This window comes from Vibrio sp. CyArs1 (assembly GCF_022432925.1).
Taxonomy (GTDB): Bacteria; Pseudomonadota; Gammaproteobacteria; order Enterobacterales; family Vibrionaceae; genus Vibrio; species Vibrio mediterranei.
Window position 1 is genome coordinate 91576 of sequence record NZ_JAKRBO010000004.1, and the last position, 22963, is coordinate 114538.

The 22963-nt window shown below is 44.8% G+C and carries 21 protein-coding genes; 12 read left to right on the plus strand and 9 right to left on the minus strand.

All coding sequences use genetic code 11. The annotated features are described in order from the left end of the window. Positions 1-81 precede the first annotated feature (81 nt). From dnaG to rpsU, 3 genes are all read right to left on the minus strand, one after another. Complete coding sequence (dnaG, locus tag MMA19_RS13735; protein WP_006075066.1) at positions 82-1848, minus strand: DNA primase; 1767 nt, start codon at positions 1846-1848, stop codon at positions 82-84. Between the two features lie 81 nt (positions 1849-1929). Then, complete coding sequence (locus tag MMA19_RS13740) at positions 1930-2373, minus strand: GatB/YqeY domain-containing protein (RefSeq protein ID WP_006075067.1); 444 nt, start codon at positions 2371-2373, stop codon at positions 1930-1932. Positions 2374-2399: 26 nt separating this feature from the next. Beyond that, positions 2400-2615, minus strand: coding sequence for a 30S ribosomal protein S21 (gene rpsU, locus MMA19_RS13745; protein WP_001145625.1), 216 nt, complete (start codon positions 2613-2615; stop codon positions 2400-2402). 242 nt (positions 2616-2857) lie between these two features. Between rpsU and tsaD the strand changes: the two genes are divergently transcribed. Together tsaD and MMA19_RS13755 are read left to right on the plus strand one after the other, a co-directional pair. Continuing rightward, positions 2858-3877, plus strand: coding sequence for a tRNA (adenosine(37)-N6)-threonylcarbamoyltransferase complex transferase subunit TsaD (tsaD, locus tag MMA19_RS13750; protein ID WP_038229098.1), 1020 nt, complete (start codon positions 2858-2860; stop codon positions 3875-3877). A 111-nt stretch (positions 3878-3988) separates the two neighbouring features. After that, a complete protein-coding gene (locus MMA19_RS13755; protein WP_240206471.1) occupies positions 3989-4801 on the plus strand; it encodes an alpha/beta fold hydrolase in 813 nt (270 codons plus the stop codon). Between the two features lie 78 nt (positions 4802-4879). Here the strand turns inward: MMA19_RS13755 and plsY are convergent, their stop codons facing one another. Further along, a complete protein-coding gene (plsY, locus tag MMA19_RS13760) occupies positions 4880-5476 on the minus strand; it encodes a glycerol-3-phosphate 1-O-acyltransferase PlsY (RefSeq protein WP_038229101.1) in 597 nt (198 codons plus the stop codon). A gap of 105 nt (positions 5477-5581) precedes the next feature. Between plsY and folB the strand changes: the two genes are divergently transcribed. Genes folB through MMA19_RS13775 form a run of 3 tightly spaced genes read left to right on the plus strand, consistent with a single transcriptional unit; the run spans position 5582 to position 7237 of the window. Next, complete coding sequence (folB, locus tag MMA19_RS13765; RefSeq protein WP_240206472.1) at positions 5582-5941, plus strand: dihydroneopterin aldolase; 360 nt, start codon at positions 5582-5584, stop codon at positions 5939-5941. Beyond that, complete coding sequence (gene folK / locus MMA19_RS13770) at positions 5938-6420, plus strand: 2-amino-4-hydroxy-6-hydroxymethyldihydropteridine diphosphokinase (RefSeq protein ID WP_038229104.1); 483 nt, start codon at positions 5938-5940, stop codon at positions 6418-6420. The genes folB and folK overlap by 4 nt, the downstream gene beginning before the upstream one ends. Before the next feature lie 13 nt (positions 6421-6433). After that, positions 6434-7237 (plus strand): undecaprenyl-diphosphate phosphatase, encoded by an 804-nt coding sequence (locus tag MMA19_RS13775; protein WP_038229107.1) that lies wholly within the window; start codon positions 6434-6436, stop codon positions 7235-7237. 11 nt (positions 7238-7248) lie between these two features. Here MMA19_RS13775 and MMA19_RS13780 read toward each other — a convergent pair whose 3' ends face one another. Further along, a complete protein-coding gene (locus MMA19_RS13780; RefSeq protein ID WP_240206473.1) occupies positions 7249-8475 on the minus strand; it encodes a multifunctional CCA addition/repair protein in 1227 nt (408 codons plus the stop codon). An 86-nt stretch (positions 8476-8561) separates the two neighbouring features. Between MMA19_RS13780 and MMA19_RS13785 the strand changes: the two genes are divergently transcribed. Together MMA19_RS13785 and MMA19_RS13790 are read left to right on the plus strand one after the other, a co-directional pair. After that, positions 8562-10226, plus strand: a complete 1665-nt coding sequence (locus MMA19_RS13785) for an ExeA family protein (RefSeq protein ID WP_171391568.1) — start codon at positions 8562-8564, stop codon at positions 10224-10226. Further along, complete coding sequence (locus MMA19_RS13790) at positions 10223-10825, plus strand: general secretion pathway protein GspB (RefSeq protein ID WP_239914201.1); 603 nt, start codon at positions 10223-10225, stop codon at positions 10823-10825. Before MMA19_RS13785 ends, MMA19_RS13790 begins: the two co-directional genes overlap by 4 nt. A 48-nt stretch (positions 10826-10873) precedes the next feature. On the opposite strand, the gene MMA19_RS13795 is transcribed toward MMA19_RS13790, so the two are convergent. The 4 genes from MMA19_RS13795 to MMA19_RS13810 all read right to left on the minus strand — a co-directional run bounded on the left by MMA19_RS13795 (position 10874) and on the right by MMA19_RS13810 (position 17399). Further along, complete coding sequence (locus tag MMA19_RS13795) at positions 10874-12640, minus strand: PglL family O-oligosaccharyltransferase (protein WP_240206474.1); 1767 nt, start codon at positions 12638-12640, stop codon at positions 10874-10876. Between the two features lie 70 nt (positions 12641-12710). Beyond that, entirely contained in the window at positions 12711-15539 is a 2829-nt protein-coding gene (gene uvrA, locus MMA19_RS13800; RefSeq protein WP_038229114.1) for an excinuclease ABC subunit UvrA, read from the minus strand. A gap of 163 nt (positions 15540-15702) precedes the next feature. Continuing rightward, the gene (gene galU, locus MMA19_RS13805) at positions 15703-16572 is read right to left on the minus strand and encodes a UTP--glucose-1-phosphate uridylyltransferase GalU (protein ID WP_006070978.1); all 870 of its coding nucleotides are present in this window, start codon (positions 16570-16572) and stop codon (positions 15703-15705) included. A 176-nt stretch (positions 16573-16748) separates the two neighbouring features. Continuing rightward, positions 16749-17399, minus strand: a complete 651-nt coding sequence (locus MMA19_RS13810; RefSeq protein ID WP_240206475.1) for a LuxR C-terminal-related transcriptional regulator — start codon at positions 17397-17399, stop codon at positions 16749-16751. A gap of 260 nt (positions 17400-17659) precedes the next feature. Between MMA19_RS13810 and MMA19_RS13815 the strand changes: the two genes are divergently transcribed. From MMA19_RS13815 to MMA19_RS13835, 5 genes are all read left to right on the plus strand, one after another. Continuing rightward, a complete protein-coding gene (locus tag MMA19_RS13815) occupies positions 17660-18211 on the plus strand; it encodes a single-stranded DNA-binding protein (protein WP_240206476.1) in 552 nt (183 codons plus the stop codon). 262 nt (positions 18212-18473) lie between these two features. Beyond that, on the plus strand, positions 18474-20465 hold the full coding sequence (csrD, locus tag MMA19_RS13820; protein WP_240206477.1) for an RNase E specificity factor CsrD: 1992 nt from the start codon (positions 18474-18476) through the stop codon (positions 20463-20465). A gap of 12 nt (positions 20466-20477) precedes the next feature. Further along, complete coding sequence (locus MMA19_RS13825; RefSeq protein ID WP_240206478.1) at positions 20478-21986, plus strand: MSHA biogenesis protein MshI; 1509 nt, start codon at positions 20478-20480, stop codon at positions 21984-21986. Next, a complete protein-coding gene (gene gspM, locus MMA19_RS13830; RefSeq protein WP_088876670.1) occupies positions 21983-22633 on the plus strand; it encodes a type II secretion system protein GspM in 651 nt (216 codons plus the stop codon). Before MMA19_RS13825 ends, gspM begins: the two co-directional genes overlap by 4 nt. Continuing rightward, on the plus strand, positions 22626-22952 hold the full coding sequence (locus MMA19_RS13835) for an MSHA biogenesis protein MshK (RefSeq protein ID WP_088876671.1): 327 nt from the start codon (positions 22626-22628) through the stop codon (positions 22950-22952). The genes gspM and MMA19_RS13835 overlap by 8 nt, the downstream gene beginning before the upstream one ends. Positions 22953-22963: the final 11 nt, after the last annotated feature.

The following is a 22963-nucleotide window of genomic DNA, read 5'->3' on the forward strand; positions in this document are numbered from 1 at the left end:
ATCTGGTGAAGGAATTTTAGTATGCGAAATGCAAACCACTAATATTAACAAATTTATTCATTGCTGACTAACTGAATTGGGTTACGCTTTTAAGTCTAGCATCAAGGCTAGCAGCTCCCGTTTTTCTTCGACTGATAAGCCGACACTTCTTTCTTTGGCCTGCAGGTTTTCAATTTGTTTTTCGATGCACTGAGACAATATCTTGTCCAATGAATCGATAAATACGTCTTCTTGATTGTCGTCGTCAAGTGGAATAACCCAACTTGCGAGACGAGACAGAAGTGCCTCATTGTTGCTACCACGCCATTGTTCTAATAACTGGCCTGTAGTCATATGGGGATGCGCTTGACATTTATCAACCACTTCCACGAATAAATTCAACCCCGGTAATGATAAATCTCTTACCGTTGAGAGGTCAGGTACCATTTCAGCATAGCTCGGATTTTGCAAAAGGAGAGCTATCACTTCACGCATTGGTGTGCGTTTAATCTCTTTATGAGGCTGAGCTCGCGTTTCTTGTTGGCCTTGTCGGTCAATTAGTTGCTGAAGCTGCCTTTCATCAACAAGCCCAAGTTTGCGTCCGAGAAGTTCTCTCAAGTATAGACGCAGGGTTCCACCTGGCACTTTATCAATGAGTGGAACGGCTAGCGTACTAAGCTTCGCCATTCCTTCTTTTGTTCGACTATCTACCTGCTGCATTAGCGAGGAGAACATAAAGTCAGAGAGAGGCATTGCATTTTGTACTTCAGTTTCAAATGCCTCTTTACCGTTTTGACGAATGAAGGAATCGGGATCCTCGCCATCCGGCAAAAACATAAATTTTAGTTGTCGGCCATCGTTTAGATACGGCAATGCATTTTCCATGGCGCGCCATGCTGCATCTCGTCCCGCTCGGTCACCGTCGTAACAGCACACCACGGTGCTTGTTTGACGAAACAAGACCTGAAGGTGATCGCCTGTGGTTGATGTGCCGAGTGAGGCGACGGAGTAATCAACACCGTATTGAGCTAAGGCAACCACGTCCATATAGCCTTCAACAACCAAGACTTGTGGAGGCTCTCTATACGCCTGCAACACTTCATAAAGGCCGTACAGCTCTTTACCTTTATGGAAAATCGGTGTTTCGGGTGAGTTGAGATACTTAGGCGTGTCGTTACCAAGAACGCGTCCGCCAAACCCAATTACTCTTCCGCGCCTATCGCGGATTGGGAACATGATACGTCCTCTAAATCGGTCGTATCGGTTACCTTTATCGTTCTCAATTAGCATACCGCCGGACACCAACATGTCTTGGGTAGCTTTCTGTTGACCGAAGTTCTTTCGAACACTGTCCCACTCGTCAGGCACGTAACCAATGCCAAACTTTTGGACAATTTCTCCAGAGAGTCCACGACCCTTTAAGTACTCTATAGCGGCTTTATTTGATGAAACTTTAAGCTGATCTCGGTAGTACTGTCCGATCGTACCCATGAGATCATACAAAGATCGTTTCTGCTCACTATTGGCTGTAGGCCCTTTGGAAAAATTGCCTGAGCTGCCATTACGTTGTTCACGAGGGACATCTAACCCAAGTGAAGCGGCCAGCTCTTCGATCGCCTCAACGAACTCAAGGCGTTCATATTCCATAAGAAAGTCAATCGCATTACCGTGTACACCACAGCCAAAACAATGATAGAACTGTTTCTCTTGGCTAACACTAAATGACGGTGTTTTCTCGTTATGGAAAGGGCAGCAAGCACCGTAGTTCTTGCCTTGTTTTTTCAGTTTTACGCGCGCATCAATGATGTCGACTATATCGAGACGAGCCAACAGATCATCAATAAAGCTACGAGGGATAATTCCTGCCATAAAACCTTTTTACGAGAGTGAGATACAAACAAGCCGTGCGTTCCAAAGGATAGCACGGCTTGTTGCAATTTGATTGGGAGATTAAGCGAGTTTAGCGCGAACTAGACCACTTACTTTACCCATATCTGCACGGCCTTGAATTTGTGGCTTAAGCACACCCATTACCTTACCCATGTCTTGCATGCCCGCAGCACCAGATTCGGTAATCGCACTTTCAATCAGTGCAGATACTTCCTCGTCAGTCAGCGGTTGAGGCATAAAGTCCTCAAGTACGGCAATTTCAGCTTGCTCAGCTTCAGCAAGGTCTTGACGACCAGCTGCTTCAAATTGCGTAACAGAGTCGCGACGTTGTTTAACCATTTTAGTCAACACTGCAAGAATGTCGTCTTCGCCCAGAGTAATCTGTTCGTCAACTTCACGTTGCTTAATGGCGGCTAAAGCTAAACGAATAGTGCCAAGGCGCGGTTTGTCCTTAGCTTTCATCGCTAGTTTTTGCTCGTCTTTGAGTTTATCAATCAGAGCCATAACTTAAATCCTATTGGACCTAGTTATTAGTACAGGCGAACGCGACGAGCGTTTTCGCGAGCTAGCTTCTTAGCGTGACGCTTTTGAGCTGCTGCTTTAGCGCGTTTGCGAACTGTAGTTGGTTTTTCATAGTGCTCACGACGACGCACTTCAGAAAGGATACCTGCTTTTTCGCAAGAGCGCTTGAAACGACGTAGTGCAACGTCGAACGGTTCGTTTTCACGTACTTTAACTACTGGCATATGCCTTTCACCTCAGGGGTTAACTATTCATTAATGCTGGCGCTTGTTTGTTAGGTCTAAGACGTTCCTATCGAAGTTCTTAGTTCTAAGCGATAAACCAGCTAGATCAAAAATGGTGCGGAATTTTAATCCGATCAGATAGGCTTTGTAAAGTACTTTGTCGTCTATCTCTTGTACAAAATTTGTTTGAGAGCCAATGACGAGGTAATATTGCGCCAATTTCGAAATATGTCGAGAACAATATGCGCATTTTAGGTATTGAAACCTCTTGTGATGAAACTGGCATCGCAATCTATGACGATGAGAAAGGATTGCTTTCGCATCAACTATATAGCCAAGTGAAACTGCACGCCGATTATGGTGGTGTGGTTCCTGAACTGGCGTCTCGTGATCATGTTAAAAAAACGATCCCGTTGATCAAAGCTGCATTAGCGGAAGCGAATTTAACGCCAAAAGATATTGATGGTGTCGCGTATACCGCCGGTCCGGGTCTGGTTGGTGCACTGTTAGTGGGTACTACGATTGGTCGAAGCATGGCGTACGCGTGGGGAGTTCCGGCTATTCCTGTACATCATATGGAAGGTCACCTGCTTGCCCCAATGTTAGAGGACAACCCACCGCCATTTCCATTTATTGCGCTTTTGGTCTCTGGTGGCCACAGTATGATCGTTGAAGTAAAAGGCATTGGTGAATATCAGATCCTTGGTGAGTCTATTGACGATGCTGCGGGTGAGGCCTTTGATAAAACCGCTAAATTGATGGGGTTGGATTATCCAGGCGGACCTTTGTTGTCTAAATTAGCTGACAAAGGCACACCGGGTCGATTTAAGTTCCCGCGTCCAATGACGGATCGTCCAGGTTTGGATATGAGTTTCTCTGGTTTGAAGACTTTTGCTGCGAATACAATCGCGGCCAATGATGATAGCGAACAAACCCGTGCAGATATCGCTTATGCATTCCAAGAAGCGGTGTGCGATACATTGGCCATCAAATGTAAGCGTGCTCTAAAACAAACTGGCATGAAGCGCATTGTTATTGCTGGTGGTGTGAGTGCTAACAAATTCTTGCGTCAAGAGCTTGAAACTCTCGCGAATAAAATTGGAGGCGAAGTCTATTATCCTCGTACTGAATTTTGTACCGATAATGGTGCTATGATAGCTTATGCTGGTATGCAGCGACTGAAAAATGGTGAAGCCGCTGAGCTCTCAGTAGAGGCTACGCCACGTTGGCCAATTGACCAACTAAAGCCAATTAAAGCGTAAAGAAAAGGTCACTTAGGTGACCTTTTTTAACGACATATTTTAACAAAATAGCGAAAGTCTGTGACTTACCATCTGTGTTAACCTGTTAAAAAACATAGGGAATGAACGAATATGAAACAATTCAAGGTTGATGGCCAAACCATGGCATATCAAGATGTGGGTCAAGGACCAGTAGTTCTTTTTGGTCACAGCTATTTGTGGGACAGTGCGATGTGGCAACCGCAAGTAGAAGCGCTAAGCCAACACTATCGCTGCATTGTTCCAGACCTTTGGGCACATGGCGAGTCAGAGGCAGCGCCAACTTCGATGTCGAATCTTAAAGATTACGCGCAACATCTCTTGGCGTTAATGGATGAGCTTGAAATTGATGAGTTTTCTATCGTTGGTTTGTCCGTTGGCGGGATGTGGGGCGCAGAGCTAACCGCATTAGCACCAGCGAGAGTCAAGAGCTTAGTCCTTATGGACACGTTTGTAGGTCTAGAGCCTGAAGTTGCTCATGCTAAATATTTTGCCATGCTAGCAACGATCACCGAGCTTAAAGCCGTGCCAGCACCGATTGTTGAAGCAGTGGTGCCACTGTTCTTTGCCAATAATGCCAAACAGGTTAATGCTGAGCTTGTTGATGGTTTTGAAACTAAGTTGTCTGCATTAAGCGGTGACAGAGCGGTTGAAGTTGCACGGATTGGTCGTATGGTCTTCGGTCGACGTGATTTGTGCGATGAAATTGAGAAATTCGCGCTACCTGCTCTAGTCGCAGTCGGAGCAGAAGATAAGCCACGTCCGGTACTTGAATCGTATTTGATGAATGATCTGATTTCTGGCAGTGCGATCAATGTGATCCCAGACGCTGGTCATATCAGTAATTTAGAGCAGCCACAATACGTGACTGCCATGCTGACAGAGTTCTTAGCTCAGCATAGCTAACAGTAATAACTCTCCATGCTCGAATAGTGTTTAGCGGTGCCAATTGGCGCCGCTTTTTGCTATTTGGTTAGCTGCCAACTACGAGATTTTTTTCTTACCAAGTTTGGGTTCACTTCCATCAAACAATCGGCGAATGTTTTGGTGATGCCTCAGTAAAATAAGACAGCTCAACATAGCAACGGGAAGCGTAAAGAGTGGTCTTGCCATCCAAGTGTAAACTGGTGCGAGCAAAACAGTGACTATGGCCGCTAAGGACGAATAACGAAAGATCACAGCAACCAGTAGCCAAGTGCCAGTGATAAGTCCGGTGAGATCCCAGCCGATAGGTGCAATCGCGCCAAGTGCGGTCGCGACTCCTTTTCCGCCTTTGAAGTGAAAGAAAATAGGGTACATGTGCCCAAGACACGCAGCAATCGCAATGACACCAAGAATGACAGGGTCGATCCCCAGATAGTAGCCACTCCAAACCGGAATTGTACCTTTGAGCATATCGCACAATAGTACACCTACCGCAGCCCCTTTGCCTCCGATACGAAGCACATTGGTAGCGCCTGGGTTATTTGAGCCTACTGTTCTTGGATCGGGTAATCGCAGCAAACGACAGATCAGCACTGCACTTGAGACTGAACCAAGTAAGTAAGCTGCGATGATCATAGCAAACGCTAACGGGGTCATTAGGCACCTTTTCGCAAGAAATTATCTAAGGGGACTGATATCATATCGAAAATAGTACGTTTTTTCCCAACAAATGGGTATCCGACCTCTAATAAAGGACAAATCATGGCATTGGATAAAGTATTTATAGAACAGCTTGAAGTCATTTCTACTATTGGTGTTTATGACTGGGAACAAGAAATAAAACAAAAGCTTATATTAGATATAGAGATGGCTCACGACAATGCTCCAGCTGGAAAAAGCGACGATGTCATTGATGCATTAGATTACTCAAAGGTGAGCGAAGCCGTACTCAACCATATTGAAAACGGCCGTTTTCTGCTGGTAGAAAGAGTTGCTGAAGAAATTGCTGAGTTAATTCAAACTCAATTTTCAGTGCCTTGGGTGAAAATTCGTTTAGCGAAACCGGGTGCAGTACCACAGGCCAAAAGTGTTGGTGTTGTCATCGAAAGAGGCGAGGCATGATTACTGCCTTTATTGGTGTGGGCTCTAATGTGGATCGTGAAAAACACATTCGCGCTGCGTGCCAAGAGCTATCGCTCATCGCTAGTAACTTAAAGATGTCACCGGTGTATGCTTGTGAATCTTTTGGTTTCTCTGGTAATGATTTCTACAACATGGTGGTTCGTTTAGATACATCGCTGAACTTGGTTGAGTTTAGTGCTGCTCTGAAAGAGATCGAAGTAAAGTGGGGGCGAGATATTGACGCGGCTAAGTTTCAAAATCGCACCATAGATCTCGATATCCTGTTGTTTGGAAATGAAATCTCACAAAAAAAGCCGCTTGTTCCGCGTGAAGACATTTTTAAATATTCATTTGTCACACAACCTCTGTATGATCTTGCTCCAGATTTGGTCATTCCAAATGATGAGCGCACACTCTGTCAGATCTTAGCGGCGATTCCAGCTCCTGTGGCTTTAAGAAGAATCGATTTTCAATTTTAGTTGGTAGTTAATAATGAGTTATTTTGAAGCCTTTATATTGGCTCTAATTCAGGGACTTACTGAGTTTTTACCTATCTCAAGTTCGGCTCACCTGATTTTACCTTCAGCGGTTTTAGGATGGGAAGACCAAGGTTTAGCCTTTGATGTGGCAGTACACGTAGGTACGTTAGCTGCGGTGGTTATCTATTTCCGCAAGGAAGTGGTTACTTTATTTGGCGCTCTATTCGGCTCTATTTTCAAAGGGGAGCGCAGTAAAGAGGCTAAGTTGGCTTGGATGATTGTCCTTGCAACTATTCCTGCGTGTATCTTTGGTTTGCTGATGAAGGACATCGTGGAACTGTATTTGCGTAGTGCTTATGTGATTGCGACAACGACAATAGTGTTTGGTTTGCTGCTTTGGTGGGTAGACAAAAACTCCAAGTTAGCAGACGATGAATACCAAGCGGGTTGGAAGAAAGCGTTATTTATTGGCTTAGCACAAGCTTTGGCGATCATACCTGGTACTTCTCGCTCTGGTGCGACCATCACGGCTGCGTTGTATCTCGGATTTACTCGCGAAGCGGCAGCGCGTTTCTCGTTTCTGATGTCTATCCCAATTATCACTCTGGCTGGTGCTTATCTTGGGCTAAAACTGGTGACAGGCTCTGAGCCCATTCATGTTGGTTTCCTACTAACTGGCATCATCGTGTCTTTTATTAGCGCCTACATTTGTATTCACTTCTTCCTAAAATTGATCTCAAGAATGGGTATGACACCATTTGTTATCTATCGACTGATTTTAGGTGTGGGCCTATTTGCGTTTCTACTGATGAGCTAAGACGACAAAGCCTAAGCCTTAGGGCTTAGGCTTTGTTCTACGGCCTTAACACGACGCTTATCAAGTTCTTCTTTAATTGCTTGCCCTTTAAAACTATCTGCTATGATGTCTTGCACTTCCACACTGATTGCCGCTTGGTAAGCTTGCATGAAACGTTCGGCTTGTGGATACGGGGCTCTCTCCAGTCCTTTTCGTCCTTTATGATCGGCCTCACAGCACACCAAGACTTGCTGTAATTTTTCAGGTTTACGCCACACATCGAGTTGGCCAAAAATCTTAATGAAGGTTGCCGGCCTTAGCTCGGCCGCACGATGAACGTTGGAGTGCTGAGCGCAAACCGCAACAGCTAAATCACGGTACTCATTAGGTACACGTACGCGACTACAAAGAGACTTTATAGCTTTTTGTCCAGTGTGTGTATGAAGCTTATGGCTTGGCCACTCTTCTGGAGGCGTTAGAGCTTTTCCGAGGTCATGAACTTGAGCGGCAAAACGGACGATTGGCGATGTGCTTAGCAATGCGGCTTGCTGTGCAACCATCAGCGTGTGTATACCTGTATCGATCTCAGGATGCCACTTTTCAGGTTGTGGAACACCAAACAGTGCGTCTAATTCTGGCAAAACAACTGCAAGAGCTCCGCAGGAACGAAGTACATCTAAAAACACCTCAGGATGACGAGTTGTCAGTGATTTGTGCCACTCTTGCCACACTCGCTCGGCGGTTAAGTGCTGCAATTCCCCATCGTTAACGATTGATTTCATTAGATCCATGGTTTCTTGAGCGACAGTAAATCCGAGGTGAGCAAGCTTGGCCGCGAAACGAGCGACTCGCAGCACCCTAAGTGGATCTTCAACGAATGCCGGTGAGACATGACGTAACACTTTATTTTTTATGTCTTGCTGTCCGTTGTAAGGATCAATAATACGTCCTGAATCGTCCTGTGCAATGGCGTTAATGGTAAGATCGCGGCGCATTAAGTCCTGTTCTAGAGTAACATCTGGCGATGAAAAGCATTCGAAACCGGTATAGCCTTTGCCAGCTTTGCGTTCAGTGCGAGCGAGAGCGTGTTCCTGTTTCGACTTAGGATGCAAGAAGACAGGAAATTCCTTGCCTACAGCTTGAAAGCCGTCAGCCAACATTTGTTCTGGTGTTGCGCCAACCACGACCCAATCTTTGTCATAGACCTCAAGTTTAAGCAATTGGTCGCGTACTGCGCCCCCAACAAGATAGACTTGCAAATTGGCTCCCCTTTTTCGTACTTAGCCGTTGGCATTCATCTAGCTCAATGGTACTTTGCTTTGACTGATATTGTAAGGTTGAATGGATGTATAAGGATTATTTTGGTTTTTACGAGGTGCCATTTTCAATAGTACCGAGCTCTCGTTATTTATTCTTGAGTCAGCGACATCGAGAAGCAATGCAGCACCTTCAAGCTGGTCTTGGCCAAGGTGGTGGATTCGCCATGTTAACGGGAGAAGTGGGGACAGGAAAAACCACCGTAGCCAAAGCCATGTTAGCGTCACTGGATGATAAAACGGCATCTGGATTGATCCTAAATCCTACGTTTTCAAGCCAAGATCTGCTGGAAGCCATCTGCGACGAGTTTTCACTTAGTTACCCTGAAAGGGCTTCCTTAAAACAGCTCAGCCAAGCCATATACCAATATTTAATCGATAATGATCAACAAGGCATTAATACGCTACTTGTGATCGATGAAGCGCAGCATCTCTCTGCGGAAGTTCTCGAGCAGTTGCGACTGTTGACTAACCTTGAAACGGATGATCATAAGTTACTGAAAGTTTTGTTGATTGGACAACCTGAGTTACAAGACAAACTGCGCACAACCCAATTACGCCAATTGGCCCAACGAATCACCGGACGCTATCACCTATTGCCGCTTACGGAAGGGGAGACTCGCCAATATATAGAGTTTCGCTTGTCGACGGCTGGCGGTGACATTTCACTGTTTTCGAAGGGGGCAGTGGCTGCCATAAATAACGCCAGTCAGGGCATTCCGCGTTTGATTAATCTCATCGGAGATAAAGCGTTACAGTATGCTTATCACTCAGGAGAGAAAAAAGTATCTAAGTCTTTGGCTCATAAAGCTTGTGAAGATATTCTGTCGTTCCAAGCTCCTGGTGTGGGACATTCGGTGCAAAACACAGGTGGTGGTTTGTCAGAGCTATTGTCGACTTATGCAATGCCTGCGCTACTAGGCATTGCAGTTGCTGGGGGACTGTACTGGAAAGGTGCCGAAGGATTAGCGTGGTTGTCATCATTATCAAACCAACAGCAAGTTGCTGAGCCAGTCAGTGCCTCAAGCTCTTCCTCCAAAGAAGTGATAATACCTGTTAATAATGTTGATGAACCTTATCCCAAAGAGCTACTACAAGATCTGTTTAAACGAAAAGATAAAATATCTGCGATTCAAGAGCTTTATGCGGTTTGGGGCTACAAAGCAGGTGTACTTGATGGCATGTGCGAAGAGTCACCGAGCAGTAGTTTTGAGTGCCAAAAGTATTTAGGTACCTTGTCTCAGATAGAGCAACAGAATCTGCCTGTTGTGATGTCTTTGTATTTGGATGGACGACAAAGTTATGTGGTGCTGTATCAAGTTTCAGACGACCAAGTGCAAGTGCTGAATGGTCAGCAACGTATCTCTTTGCCGAAATCATGGCTTGAGCAGTTATGGACTGGTGAATACTACTCTATTTGGCAACGTGAACTGCAAACCACGCTCCGATTGAATCAACAGGGAGCGCAAGTTCGGTTATTGGATGAAAAATTGTCAAAAGTGCTTGGAGGTACACCTTCTGGTAGCGATATTTTCGACGAAGCACTAAAACGTAAAGTGGAAGTCTTTCAGCGTTGGCAGAATATTGATGTTGATGGCATAGCTGGGCGCAATACGCTGCGTAAATTGGAGCTGTTAACCCAGAATAACCCACCTTCCATCGAAGCCAAGCAGAACCAAGAGGGGTCACTATGAAGTCTCTAATCTGGAGTAGTTTAGTGCTCGTTTCTGTCGGTGCAATAGCCTCTCAGAGTGCACTGGAGGACCCACAGAAACCAAGCGAATCATACTCTATTTTGGCATACCCTGATTTTTCGCAGCTTAAACCGTTGCCACAAGTCAGCGTGCCCGTTGCTACGACTCAGGTCACTCAAGTTGTAAACACGACGAGTGCTAGTTCACCTATTGATGTTGTGCCAGATACCAACACGGCTTCAGAACAGTCTTTTGATTTAGAGAACTTAGATCTGAGTGGTTTAGACCCTGAGATTGCTCGCAAAGTCGCGTCTGCCATCAATAAGACAGAACCTACTTTAGTACCAAGTAATTCAGATCATATCGCTCTGGAAGATAATCAAGCTCGTTATCGTGGACGTCTGCCTGCATTGAATCTACAAACTCATATGTATTCGTCTGATGCTCAGCGACGTTGGGTTAAAATCAATGGTCAAGAGTTAAAAGAAGGGGATAGAATGAATAATATCCAGTTGCTCGCTATAGAGCCTCAGTTCATTACCATTCGCTTTGATAACGATATCATTGATATTCCTGCCTTGTATGAATGGGGCGGATAAAAAACGGGACGCTAGGTAGCGTCCCATTTTCATTGTCATTGAGTATATTTAGTTTGCAGCAGAGACTTTGGGAAGCTTCGCCTGTAATGGCTCGGTAGCAACTAGCTCAAACTGCTGATAAGGGAATAGATATTCTGCTTCGGTTTTTACTTGCTGAGCTTTGCTCGTATCTCCCATCCCTTGGTAAGCCGTTATCAGATTACGATAAAAAGCAGGACGTGGCTTGTGACGGATAATATCCACAGACCAGTCAATATAAGGTTGAATTAGCGTTTTATCACCAGTGCGTAACCCGAGCTTTAGGTAAGTGCTATAGACATCCCAGTCATAACGATCTTGCCATGCCATAGGGTTACTGACTTGCTCTAAGATGGTGACATCGACTGGGTCAGATTTTTCAAACTTAGTTAACACATAATTAGTATGCAAAGACGCAACCATATAGGTGATGACCAAAATTGGTATCAATAGAGACATCACTCTCGTCAGTGTCTTAGTTACACCGGATAACGAAGCTTGTTTTAATCGAGGCGTACGTTGGTCTACCCAATAAATCAGTATGATAAAGGTAATCCAGTGTATCAGTGAATGATAAAACGGATACTCCGTTTGACTGTGCAGCACAATGGGTAAGAATAGAGCGAATATAGCCAAGCGTGTCCCGGGTTTCGCGGTGTAAATTCGGCTTAGGATGAAAAGAGCCGCGAGCAAAATACCAAGAATCGGCAGCAATCCCCCCTCAATCCCCCAAAACAACAATTCGTTATGTGGGTGATCCAGAGCAGGTACGCCAGCAGAAAAATTGTTGTTGAGCTGGTGCTGCCGAGCCGTATACACCATGTATTCCGGTTCAAACTTTCCCAATCCATAGCCAGTAAATGGCTTCTCGATTAGCATATCTATGGACTGGCTGTAAATCGTTGTACGAATGTCGGTAAAGCTGGCTTTTTGTTCGATAAGATTTTGGCTACTGCTGTTGCCAAATCCAAGCAAAAGTCCTAATGCTACGCCGGCTAAACTAGCAAAAGACCAGCCTCGAAAGCGCTTCCTAGTTGAGTGTCGATACAGATAAGGGATAAGCAGCAATGTTCCGATTAGTGCACCTAGCCAGCCTGTTCTTGAGCCTAAAACGACAATTAGAGGTAAGGTAATAACGGGTGTTAAATATAAGATGGAGACATCGCTGATATGCCAGTTATATTTATGTCGTTGACGTGCGAGCAGATAACCAGACAGAACCAGAGCGGTGGCGAGAAAGCTAGCCATCACATTAGGCTGTTGGAAGATCCCATAAGGGCGGTTAATGACTACGTTATATCCCATGAAATTATCATCGGACAGCAAGAAATATTGGCCATAGCCAATTGCAGACTCAATCAGAGCCGCTAGGACAACCAACCACAAAAACCGTTGTTTCTGCTTATTGGTGAAGCGAAATTGCTGCAAAACAATGAACAACAACATGCCACTCCACAGAGCAATAAATCGAGGAGCGACGGAAACCATGTCGGGTTTGCTGTAGAACAGTGGAACACTTAACAGAATACAAGAGAGCAACAAACCAATAGTAAGTTTGCTATAACGCAATATTTGGTTGCTACCGAGTTGATAAAGCCCAATAGCTAAAGCGACGCTAAACGCAATCCATGCTGTGTTATTGAAGGTGAGTGCAAGCCCCAAGCCGCCTGGATTTGGCCAGAAAACATGTGTCGCGATGAGATAAAGCATCGCCATAGCGGCCATGAACTTTCGATTGAGCGGGGGACGAACTCGATTTTCAGCCAGTTCTGTACCGTTGGTATGAATAATTGCCATGCTTGCTACTAGTTAATGAACAAGAAAGAGAGTGACGTAACCATACGTCACTCTTCTAAGATGCCCTAATTTAACCTTTTAGCATAGGTTTTAGGAAGCGTGCTGTGTGAGAACCTTCGACTTGAGACACATTTTCTGGGGTCCCTTGAGCGATAATTTCTCCTCCTCCCTGTCCACCTTCTGGCCCTAAATCGATGATCCAGTCAGAAGTTTTAATGACATCAAGGTTGTGCTCGATAACCACGACGGTATTGCCATGGTCACGAAGACGGTGCAGAACGGACAAGAGCAGCTCGATATCGTGGAAATGCAGACCTGTTGTTGGCTCATCTAAAATATAGAGCGTTTTACCCGTATCACGTTTAGAGAGTTCTCTAGCCAGTTTAACCCGCTGAGCTTCACCACCTGAAAGTGTTGTCGCAGCTTGACCGAGACGAATGTACGAAAGACCTACGTCCATTAGGGTTTGTAGTTTTCTAGCAATTACAGGAACCGGATCGAAGAACTCACGAGCATCTTCTACAGTCATTTGTAGCACTTCATCAATGGTCTTACCCTTGTAGCGAACTTCTAACGTTTCACGGTTATAACGCTTCCCTTTACATACGTCACATGGCACGTATACATCAGGTAAAAAGTGCATTTCTACCTTGATAACGCCGTCACCTTGACATGCTTCACAGCGGCCGCCGCGAACATTGAAGCTAAAGCGACCTGGTTTGTAGCCACGAGAGCGTGACTCTTGAGTGCCTGCAAACAGTTCGCGAATGGGGGTGAAGATACCAGTATAAGTAGCAGGGTTAGAGCGAGGTGTACGACCTATTGGACTTTGGTCAATATCGATCACTTTATCGAAATGCTCTAAACCTTCAATCTTCTTATAAGGGGATGGTTCGGCAGTTGTTGCTCCATTGAGCTGAGTGTGCGCTATCTTAAAGAAGGTATCATTAATCAAGGTGGATTTACCTGAACCGGAAACACCAGTAATACAGCTAAATAGACCAACTGGAATAGTCAAATCGACATTTTTAAGATTATTGCCTGTTGCACCTTGCAGCTTCACCACCTTCTTGGCATCCATTGGCGTACGCTGTTGAGGAATCGCGATTTCTCGTTTCCCGCTTAGGTACTGACCGGTTAGTGATTCTTCTGATTGGATAATGTCTTCAATAGTACCTTCAGCTACTACAGAACCACCATGTACGCCTGCGCCAGGGCCAATATCAATGACGTGGTCTGCCGTTCGGATAGCATCTTCGTCGTGTTCAACAACCAATACGGTGTTACCTAGATCTCTTAAATGCGTTAGCGTATTAAGAAGACGTTCATTGTCGCGCTGGTGGAGACCAATAGAAGGCTCATCAAGAACGTACATTACCCCGACTAGACCTGCACCAATTTGACTTGCCAAGCGGATACGCTGCGCTTCCCCGCCTGAAAGTGTTTCGGCACTGCGTGACAGGTTTAAGTAGTTAAGGCCTACATTAACGAGGAAGTGCAGACGATCATTGATCTCTTTCATGACTTTCTCTGCTATTTGGGCGCGTTGCCCCTCAAGCTCTAATGAACGGAAAAAGTCCATGGCACCACTGATGCTCATTTCGACGATTTCTGGCAATGTGGTATCAGCGATAAAGACATTACGTGCTTCTTCACGCAGCCGAGTACCACCACAAGAACCACAGGATTTTGTCGAGATATATTTCGCGAGATCTTCACGTACTGAGTTAGATTCAGTATCACGATAACGGCGCTCAAGGGTATTTAGGATCCCTTCAAATGGATGGCGTTTCACGCGGATATCACCGCGATCGTTAACGTAGTTAAATTCTACCTCTGTACGGCCTGAGCCTGTGAGCACCACATCTTTGATCTTTTTCGGCAGAGACTTAAAGGGCGCGTATAAATCAAAGTCGTAATGCTTGGCCAGTGAGGTCAGCATTTGGAAGTAGTAGTAGTTCTTCTGATCCCAACCACGAATCGCACCTTCAGCAATGCTCAGTTCTTCATCCATCACGACTCGGGCTGGATCGAAGTATTGTTGGACTCCTAAACCATCACACGTGTGGCAGGCCCCAGCAGGGTTGTTAAACGAAAACAGGCGAGGCTCAAGCTCTTGCAAGCTATAGCCACAGTAAGGGCAAGCGAAATTAGCAGAAAAGATGATGTCCTCTTTTTCAGGTTCATCCATCCAAGCGACACCGACGATGCCTCCTGAGAGTTCTAGTGCGGTTTCAAAAGATTCGGCAAGACGCTGCTGTAAGTTATCTCGAACTTTAAAGCGGTCGACAACCACCTCAATGGTGTGCTTTTTATGCAGCTCAAGTGTCGGCGGATCGGAAAGATCGCAGGTTTCTCCGTCGATACGGGCGCGAATAAAACCTTGAGCTGAGAGGTTTTCTAGAGTTTTAACATGCTCACCTTTACGCTCCTTAACAATTGGAGCTAGCAACATCATTTTAGAGCCTTCTGGTAGCTCTAGAACCTTATCAACCATTTGGCTAACGGTTTGTGCGGCTAGTGGTGTTTTGTGTTCTGGGCAGCGTGGCTCGCCCACTCGAGCATACAGCAAGCGCAAGTAGTCATAGACTTCTGTAATGGTACCCACAGTTGAGCGAGGGTTATGCGAGGTGGATTTTTGCTCTATAGATATAGCTGGAGACAAGCCTTCGATGTGGTCAACATCAGGCTTTTCCATCAAGGATAAAAACTGTCTTGCATAAGCGGATAAGGATTCCACATAACGACGTTGCCCTTCTGCGTACAGAGTATCAAAGGCGAGTGAAGACTTACCTGAGCCCGAAAGGCCAGTGATAACGGTCAGTTTGTCGCGAGGAATTGTCAGATTGACGTTTTTTAGGTTATGGGTTCGAGCACCCCTAACTTCGATCTTATCCATTGTTGCCACTCATGTAATACGTAGTGTGACAAGTATTACATAGTGTGAAGTTTGTGCAAAGAAATACTGGATAAAAAAACAGGTCTGTAAATGTAAAAAAGCGCCACTTCTCGATGAAAATGGCGCTACTGCTTATCGTTTGTTTTGTGAGCTCAAGCTTATATTACGCTTTCTTAGTTGCGTGTTTGCCAAGCTCTGCTGTTTTCTCATCTTTTAGGTAAAGATTCTCAAAGCAGTAGTTCGTTGCTTCGATATAGCCTTCTACGCTACCGCAGTCAAAACGTTGACCTTTAAATTTGTAGGCCAAAACGCAGCCAGCTTTTGCTTGTTTAAGCAAGGCGTCGGTGATTTGGATTTCACCGCCTTTGCCAGGCTCTGTTTGTTCAATTAGCTCGAAAATATCTGGAGTAAGAATATAACGACCAATGATTGCTAGGTTGCTAGGCGCTGTGCCTTGCTCAGGTTTTTCAACCATATCATCTACACGGAAAAGATCGTCTTTAATCATTTCACCGGAGATAACACCGTATTTGTGCGTTTCATCTTCAGGTACTTCTTGAACCGCAACGATTGAGCAGCGGAACTGTTTGTAGAGCGCGACCATTTGAGCCAGTACACCTTGATCTTCGTTAACACAAAGGTCGTCCGCTAGAACGACGGCAAATGGTTCGTCACCTACAAGCTCACGACCAGTCAAAATCGCATGACCCAGGCCCTTCATTTCACGTTGGCGAATGTAGGTGAATTGTGCCGAATCAATGATGTCGCGGATATCAACAAGAAGCTCTTCTTTATTAGTGCCACTAATTTGGTGTTCAAGTTCGTAGTTTTTATCGAAGTGATCCATGATGGAGTGTTTACCACGACCGGTAACAATACACATTCCGTCCATTCCCGCTTGAATGGCTTCTTCCACACCGTATTCAATCAATGGTTTGTTAACCACTGGCATCATTTCTTTAGGCATAGATTTTGTAGCGGGTAGGAAGCGAGTTCCGTAACCAGCTGCCGGGAATAGGCACTTCTTGATCATGATAAAACCCTTTATCTTTATTCGTTTTAATTTGTTGCCACTGACGGGCGATTGGACCTAAGTCTACATATTATCGCCGGTTTATGACAGTAGAAATGTGTCAGAGTTCGCTCTGTTTTGCATTGAAAAACAGAGCGCACTCTCTACGTAGATGAAGATGTGTTTTGTGTGTATTGCTAGGAGAGAAGGTTTTGATTGGCCCAAGCTATCGCTTGTAGGCGGTTTTTTACAGAAAGCTTTCTAAAGACTTGATAAAGATGAGATTTTACTGTGGACTCAGTAATAAATAGGTCTTCAGGTATTTGTAAGTTGCTGGCTCCCGATTGCAGACACCGCAGGATCTCGATTTCTCTAGCCGTCAAATCTACCACAGTGGGAGAGGTATTTGCTGAAACCACATGGCGATAGTGGTGTAACAGTTGGCTGGTTACTTCTCGAGGTAGCCAGTTTTTGCCGTTAATGATTTCTCCCAGACCAATCACGATTTTCTTAGCGTCTTCGTGGCTGTAAAAGAGCCCTTTGATATGACCATATCTAAGGATCTCCTCGGTCGTTAGCCGATGCGGAACATTGATCAGTACGGTCTCAAAATTTTTGCTTGCTAAAGGCAGGTTTAACACTTGTTGGAAAAGATCTAAGGATTCTTCGTAATCAAAGAGCAAAATACGATTACGAGAACCGGAGGTGGTTGAAAGTAGATCTTGAGGAGTGATGGCTTGAATAGCATTAATACTTAGATGGGATAAGCGCTTGACCGTTTTGGTAACTGAGTCCTCTTGATTAAGAGTGACATGTTGAATGACGCGTTGGTAATTATTTCTTCTCATAGCACACTTTTACTCGTGGTTTTTATGCATATTGACGAGTATGTAGTTTATGTTCTAGTGATAAAAAAGTAGTTTGAGAGTGACTTAAAACTATCTAAGTAATTGATATAAATATAAAGTTTATCATTGTTTGCTTCGCTCGTAATAACGAGGGGAAAGGGGTTATTTTGGTATCCTCAGGATAAGCGCTGTTGCGGTACCAGTGGTTCGTGTTATCCTACTGGGCTAATTTGAAACACACTGTGGTTACGGAGCAAAACATGGCAAGCCGTGGAGTAAACAAAGTCATTCTAGTGGGTAACTTAGGTAACGACCCAGAAATTCGTTACATGCCAAACGGCGGTGCCGTGGCGAATATTACAATCGCAACCTCTGAATCTTGGCGTGATAAAGCGACAGGCGAGCAGCGTGAAAAAACTGAGTGGCACCGTGTTGCTCTGTTTGGCAAGCTAGCGGAAGTTGCTGGTGAATATCTGCGTAAGGGCTCTCAAGTTTATATTGAAGGTCAACTGCAAACTCGTAAGTGGCAAGATCAAAGTGGTCAAGACCGCTACACAACGGAAGTCGTTGTTCAAGGCTTCAACGGCGTGATGCAAATGCTAGGTGGCCGCCAAGGTGGTGGTACTCCTATGCAGGGTGGTATGCAAGGCGGCATGAACCAAGGTGGTGGCATGCAGCAGCAAGCTCCTCAACAACAGGGTTGGGGACAGCCTCAACAACCTGTACAACAACCAGCTCAGCAAAAACCTGCTCAACAGCAGCCGCAATACAATGAACCACCAATGGACTTCGATGACGATATCCCGTTCTAATCAGTGCTGAATATCAAGTCAAATTAAGTTCTATTTGATTTTTGCATAGAAAAGCCGCGATGAATTCGCGGTTTTTTTTGTTTCTTAGAGACAACGCATTGCTTGTTGCTTAACGGGTTATAGTAAATTTGATATAACAAACAGTTAACGCGATAGCTTATTTTATATAATGTGCGCATGAATCTCTCTTGTTGCATCAACGAGTTGAGTTCGGACGACAAACGTTAATGACATCATCGGTTCAAAAAGGACTTTAGTACCTATGAGGCAAACTCCCACCCTCAAACTGAGCACTCGCTTAGTGGCTTTTGTGACAGTAATTGTCATGAGTGCCGTATTTATTCTGTTTGTTGGCGGAACACTATCCATTAAAAGGATGGGCCAAGAGTACCTCAATCACCACTTGGCTGGCATTGTTCGAGTTATCGATAAAGAATTAGAAGACCCCGATGCAGCCTATATGATGCAGCGTTGGATGCCTAAGATGCTGCAAGCTAGTAATATCATTGAGATGCAGCTGACCTCTTCAGCTGGCGTGGTATACCGATACAAAAACACCTCTCCAACCATAGATCGCACCATTGTGTATCGAGAAGGTTTTGATTTAGAGCGCAATGATGGCTATCGCGTCGAATTTACCGCGCTGCCTCCTTATTTGGATGTGCGTTATTCCATTGAAGCCATGTGGTCGGTCACTTTAGCTTTTGGGTTGATTGTCTTTTGTCTAATGCAAGGGGTGAAGTGGCTTCGTAAACAGCTAGTTGGCTCAGAGTTATTGGAAGAGCGAGGTCGGATGATCTTAGGCGGTCGCGTAGAGCAGTTTGCTAAAGGAGATGAAAGAGAATGGCCTTATACCGCTAGTGAGGCTTTGGACATTCTAATCGAAGAATTGCAAGATGCTCGCCAAGAGCGCAGTCGATTCGACACCTTTATTCGCACACAAACCTTCCTTGATCCATTGACTGGCAGCGCAAATCGAATGCTATTTGATAGCAAACTAGAATCAGCGATACATGAAAGCGGCGCTCAAGGCGGCGTTATGCTATTTCGCATTGAAGACTGGGATCAAGTACAGGAGGTTCAAGGTAAATCGACGTCAGATGACTTCCTTGTGGAAGTTGGTGAAGTGATTTCCAACGCGGTTCAGAAATATCCTGATGTGATTTTCTCCCGTTACTATGACGCCGATTTTGCCGTATTTATCCCGCATCAAAGCAGCAAAGATGTTGCTAACCTAGCAAACCAATGTATTCGTCAGCTTGAAAAAATCACGCCGCCAATGCCTCTTGATGAAGAGAACTGGTGTCACATTGGTGTCAGTATGTATTCCGAAGGTGAACGCCAAGGGCGCATCATGGAAGAGGCTGAAACGGCGCTGAAAAGTGCTCAACTGCAAAAGGTAAATAACTGGAGTCGCTTTAGCAAGCAAGTCCAAAAATTCGATGAGCGTGGCAGTGTGCGTTGGCGTACATTGTTTGATAAAGCACTTCTGCCTGAAAATCTACTTATTTTTTCACAGCCCTGCTATTTGTACGAAAAAGGGAAGGAGCTCGACGTACTTCACAAAGAATTGTTTGCGCGAATTGAAGATCCGGAACGAGGTATTGTTAAAGCGTCACGATTCCATTCCGCTTTACTTCAAGTAGGCTACGAGTCCAATTTTGATCGTGCAGTACTAAATAAAGTGTTACGAAACATTAAGAAAAGTCCGGCTATTCTACCGATTTCTATCAATCTTTATGTCGTGCCATTTGCTAATAAAGGCTATTTTAAGTGGTTTCGTGATGAGTTGTTGCAATTGCCTATCGCGGTACGCTCACAATTAAGCTTTGAATTTTCCGAGGCAAGACTAGTTCAACATCTGGACTATATTCGCCCAGTTGTTAGAATGCTGTCCGGTTTAGGGTGCACAGTAATCGTAGGTCAGGCTGGTCGTTCGATTGTGAGTACTCATTACATCAAAGATCTGAAAGTAGATTATCTTAAATTGCATCGCAGCTTAATTAAGAAAATTGATCAACGGGATGAAAACCAATTGTTTGTTCGCAGCATGGTTGGTGCTTGTGGGGACTCCAAAACACAAGTTATTGCCGTAGGCGTGGAAAATAAAAAAGAGTGGTATACGCTGCTTGATCTTGGTGTTAGCGGTGGTCAAGGACGTTATTTTGCAGCTGAAACACAACTCATGCCAGATCCTAAGCCAAAAGCGGCAATGATAAAGCCTGGACGAAGAAATCGTTGGAAAAGAACCTAACGCGGAAATGTTATGACGTTTAAAAACATCGTTGCTCGATTTGGGTCGAAACAAGCGAATACTTCCCCAATGGTAGTTATTATGCAGTCGGATGGCGTCTTTTTGTCAGAGAAAGGACAGCTTAAGGTTAGTAACTGTGATATTACTGCCAACAATTGGCAAAAGGCGCTTGAGCAACTTCTGCAGCCTAAAGCAACCAAGGGCCAAAGCGTCAATGTTGTCATTGGTAGCGACCTTTATCATACCTATCAAATAGACACGCCAAGAATACCAAAATCTGAGTGGCCTCAAGCTCTGCCTTTTTTATTGAAGGATGTTATCAGTGAGCGAGTGACTGAGATTGTTGCCGATGGTCTAGAGCTGCCAAGCTTGAATAAAACAATTGCCTATGTGATTCAGAAATCCTGGCTGTTACAGCTTCGCGGTGTATTAGAAAAGTTAGGATTGGAACTGGCTCAAGTTATTCCAGAAGAGCTATTTTGGGCAAGAGCTCAAAAAGAGAGTCACAGCGCTGTTTTACTGCAAAGAAGTCGTTTTCATCACTATCGAGTCAGTGCTTTTGTTGAACAATTGCCGATTTTTCATCGAACCATTCGTAGTGTTTCTGGCCCTGTTATTCAAGATGAAACCATTGGACTTGATGTCGACAGCTTGGCTCTTGAGTTGCAAAGGTCTCTTGACTATCTGTCATCGCAATTAAAAACAGGTGGCGTGCATGCGTTGCAAGTTTGTTGTGATGAAGAATCGGAAACCCAACTGGCTGAAGCGCTCACTGCACGATTGAATGTCAAAGTAATGCCTCTAGTTTCTGAGCGTACGGGTTGGTCTGGAGCGTTATTAGCTCAAATCGCCAGTGAGCAGTTGGAAGGACCAGCAGTTAACCTGTATCCATCGTATTTAAAGCCTAAACAAGAGTATTTTACCTTAGCTCGAGTTGCGTCTGTAATGGCTCTGACGGTAACAGCTGCTGTTGCGGTGTACGGGTATCTTTCAGTTTCAACAGCTCAATTAGAAAGCGAGCTTGCACACTCGGAGTCTCGCGCAGACTCGTTACACGATGAATTAAGTCAGCAAAAATCGGCGTTGGAGTCACATCGACCTTCTCCGGTTAAAGTTGCCGCCGTAGAGCGCTTAAAACAGGAGATCACCGCGAAAAAAGATGCGTTGGATGCGGTAGATGACTATGACAAAGAGCAGCAAGTTGGTTATTCAAGCGTGATGAACTCGCTTGCGACGTTGGGAAGAAACGACATTTCAATTCAACATATTTACCTTGATAAAAGCAATATTGATATTTCTGGATTAGCACGAAACGCCAGTGTGATTCCAAACTGGGTTGGGCAATTCAAGCAAGAGCAAAGTCTGGTTGGTAGAACCTTTAAGACCTTGAAAATTGGTCGTAATACTAATGATGTCGTGACATTTGAATTGCGTACCAGTCCAGAAAATCGATCTCTAGATACTGTGGTAAATGCGGGTGAAAAAGTGGATGCGACACAAGTATTGGAGGCTCAGCAGTGAAGGACTATTGGCTGAAGTTAGATCAGAAGTTCCTCGCCTTAAGTACAAGAGAAAAATCGTTACTCTCAATCTGTGCTTTCGTCATTGTGGTTATGATGCTTTATCTGCTGTTGCTAGAACCTAGTTTATTGCAAAAGAGCCGTTTGGAACGACAGCTTCAACAAGTTTCCAGTGAAAACATGGAATTAGAGGGGCAGCTTTCAGTATTGAGCAGCCAACTTAAACAAGATCCAGACAAAGACATTAATCTTGAGTTCAATCGACTAATTGATGAGAGCCAAGCGTTATCAGAACAGCTCTCTGGATTGGTGGATAATCTTATCTCACCGGTTCAAATGACGAACCTGCTTGAATTGGTGCTAAGCAAGAGCCAAGGCTTGAAACTTGTTGCTCTTGAGTCGCTACCACCAGAGCCTATTACTGGTACTGATGGAGCAAGTGAGTACTCCGGTTACTTTGTTCATCCGGTTAAGATTGAATTGACGGGTAACTATTTTGCTATCGCCAAATATCTGTCTGAGTTGGAGCAAATGCCGGTTAAATATTATTGGCGTAGCTTTAAATATGATGTGGAAAAACATCCCAAAGCTCGCTTGATTTTAGAAGTGTACACACTAGGTACTCGCAAGGAGTTTATCGGTGGTTAGAGCAATATTTATCGCCTTATTGAGTGTTTCCATGTCTTCGTGGGCGACCCAAGATCCCACTGCACCTTTAGGGTGGGCTCAGCCAACACAAGTACAAACGAAACCGAAGAAAAAAGTGGTGTACCGATTGCCGACATTGCAAAGCATAGTCTGCGAGCAGGCAATGCCGTGTTCAGCCGTGATGAATGACAAAGTGGTTGAAGAAGGTGATGTCATCAACGGTTACAAAGTCGTCAATATCAACAGTGAAAATCTCTTCCTTCAGCGCGCAGGCAAGCAGTGGAAACTTGGCTTATTTGCGATGGACGTAAAAAACTAAGGCTATAAGAA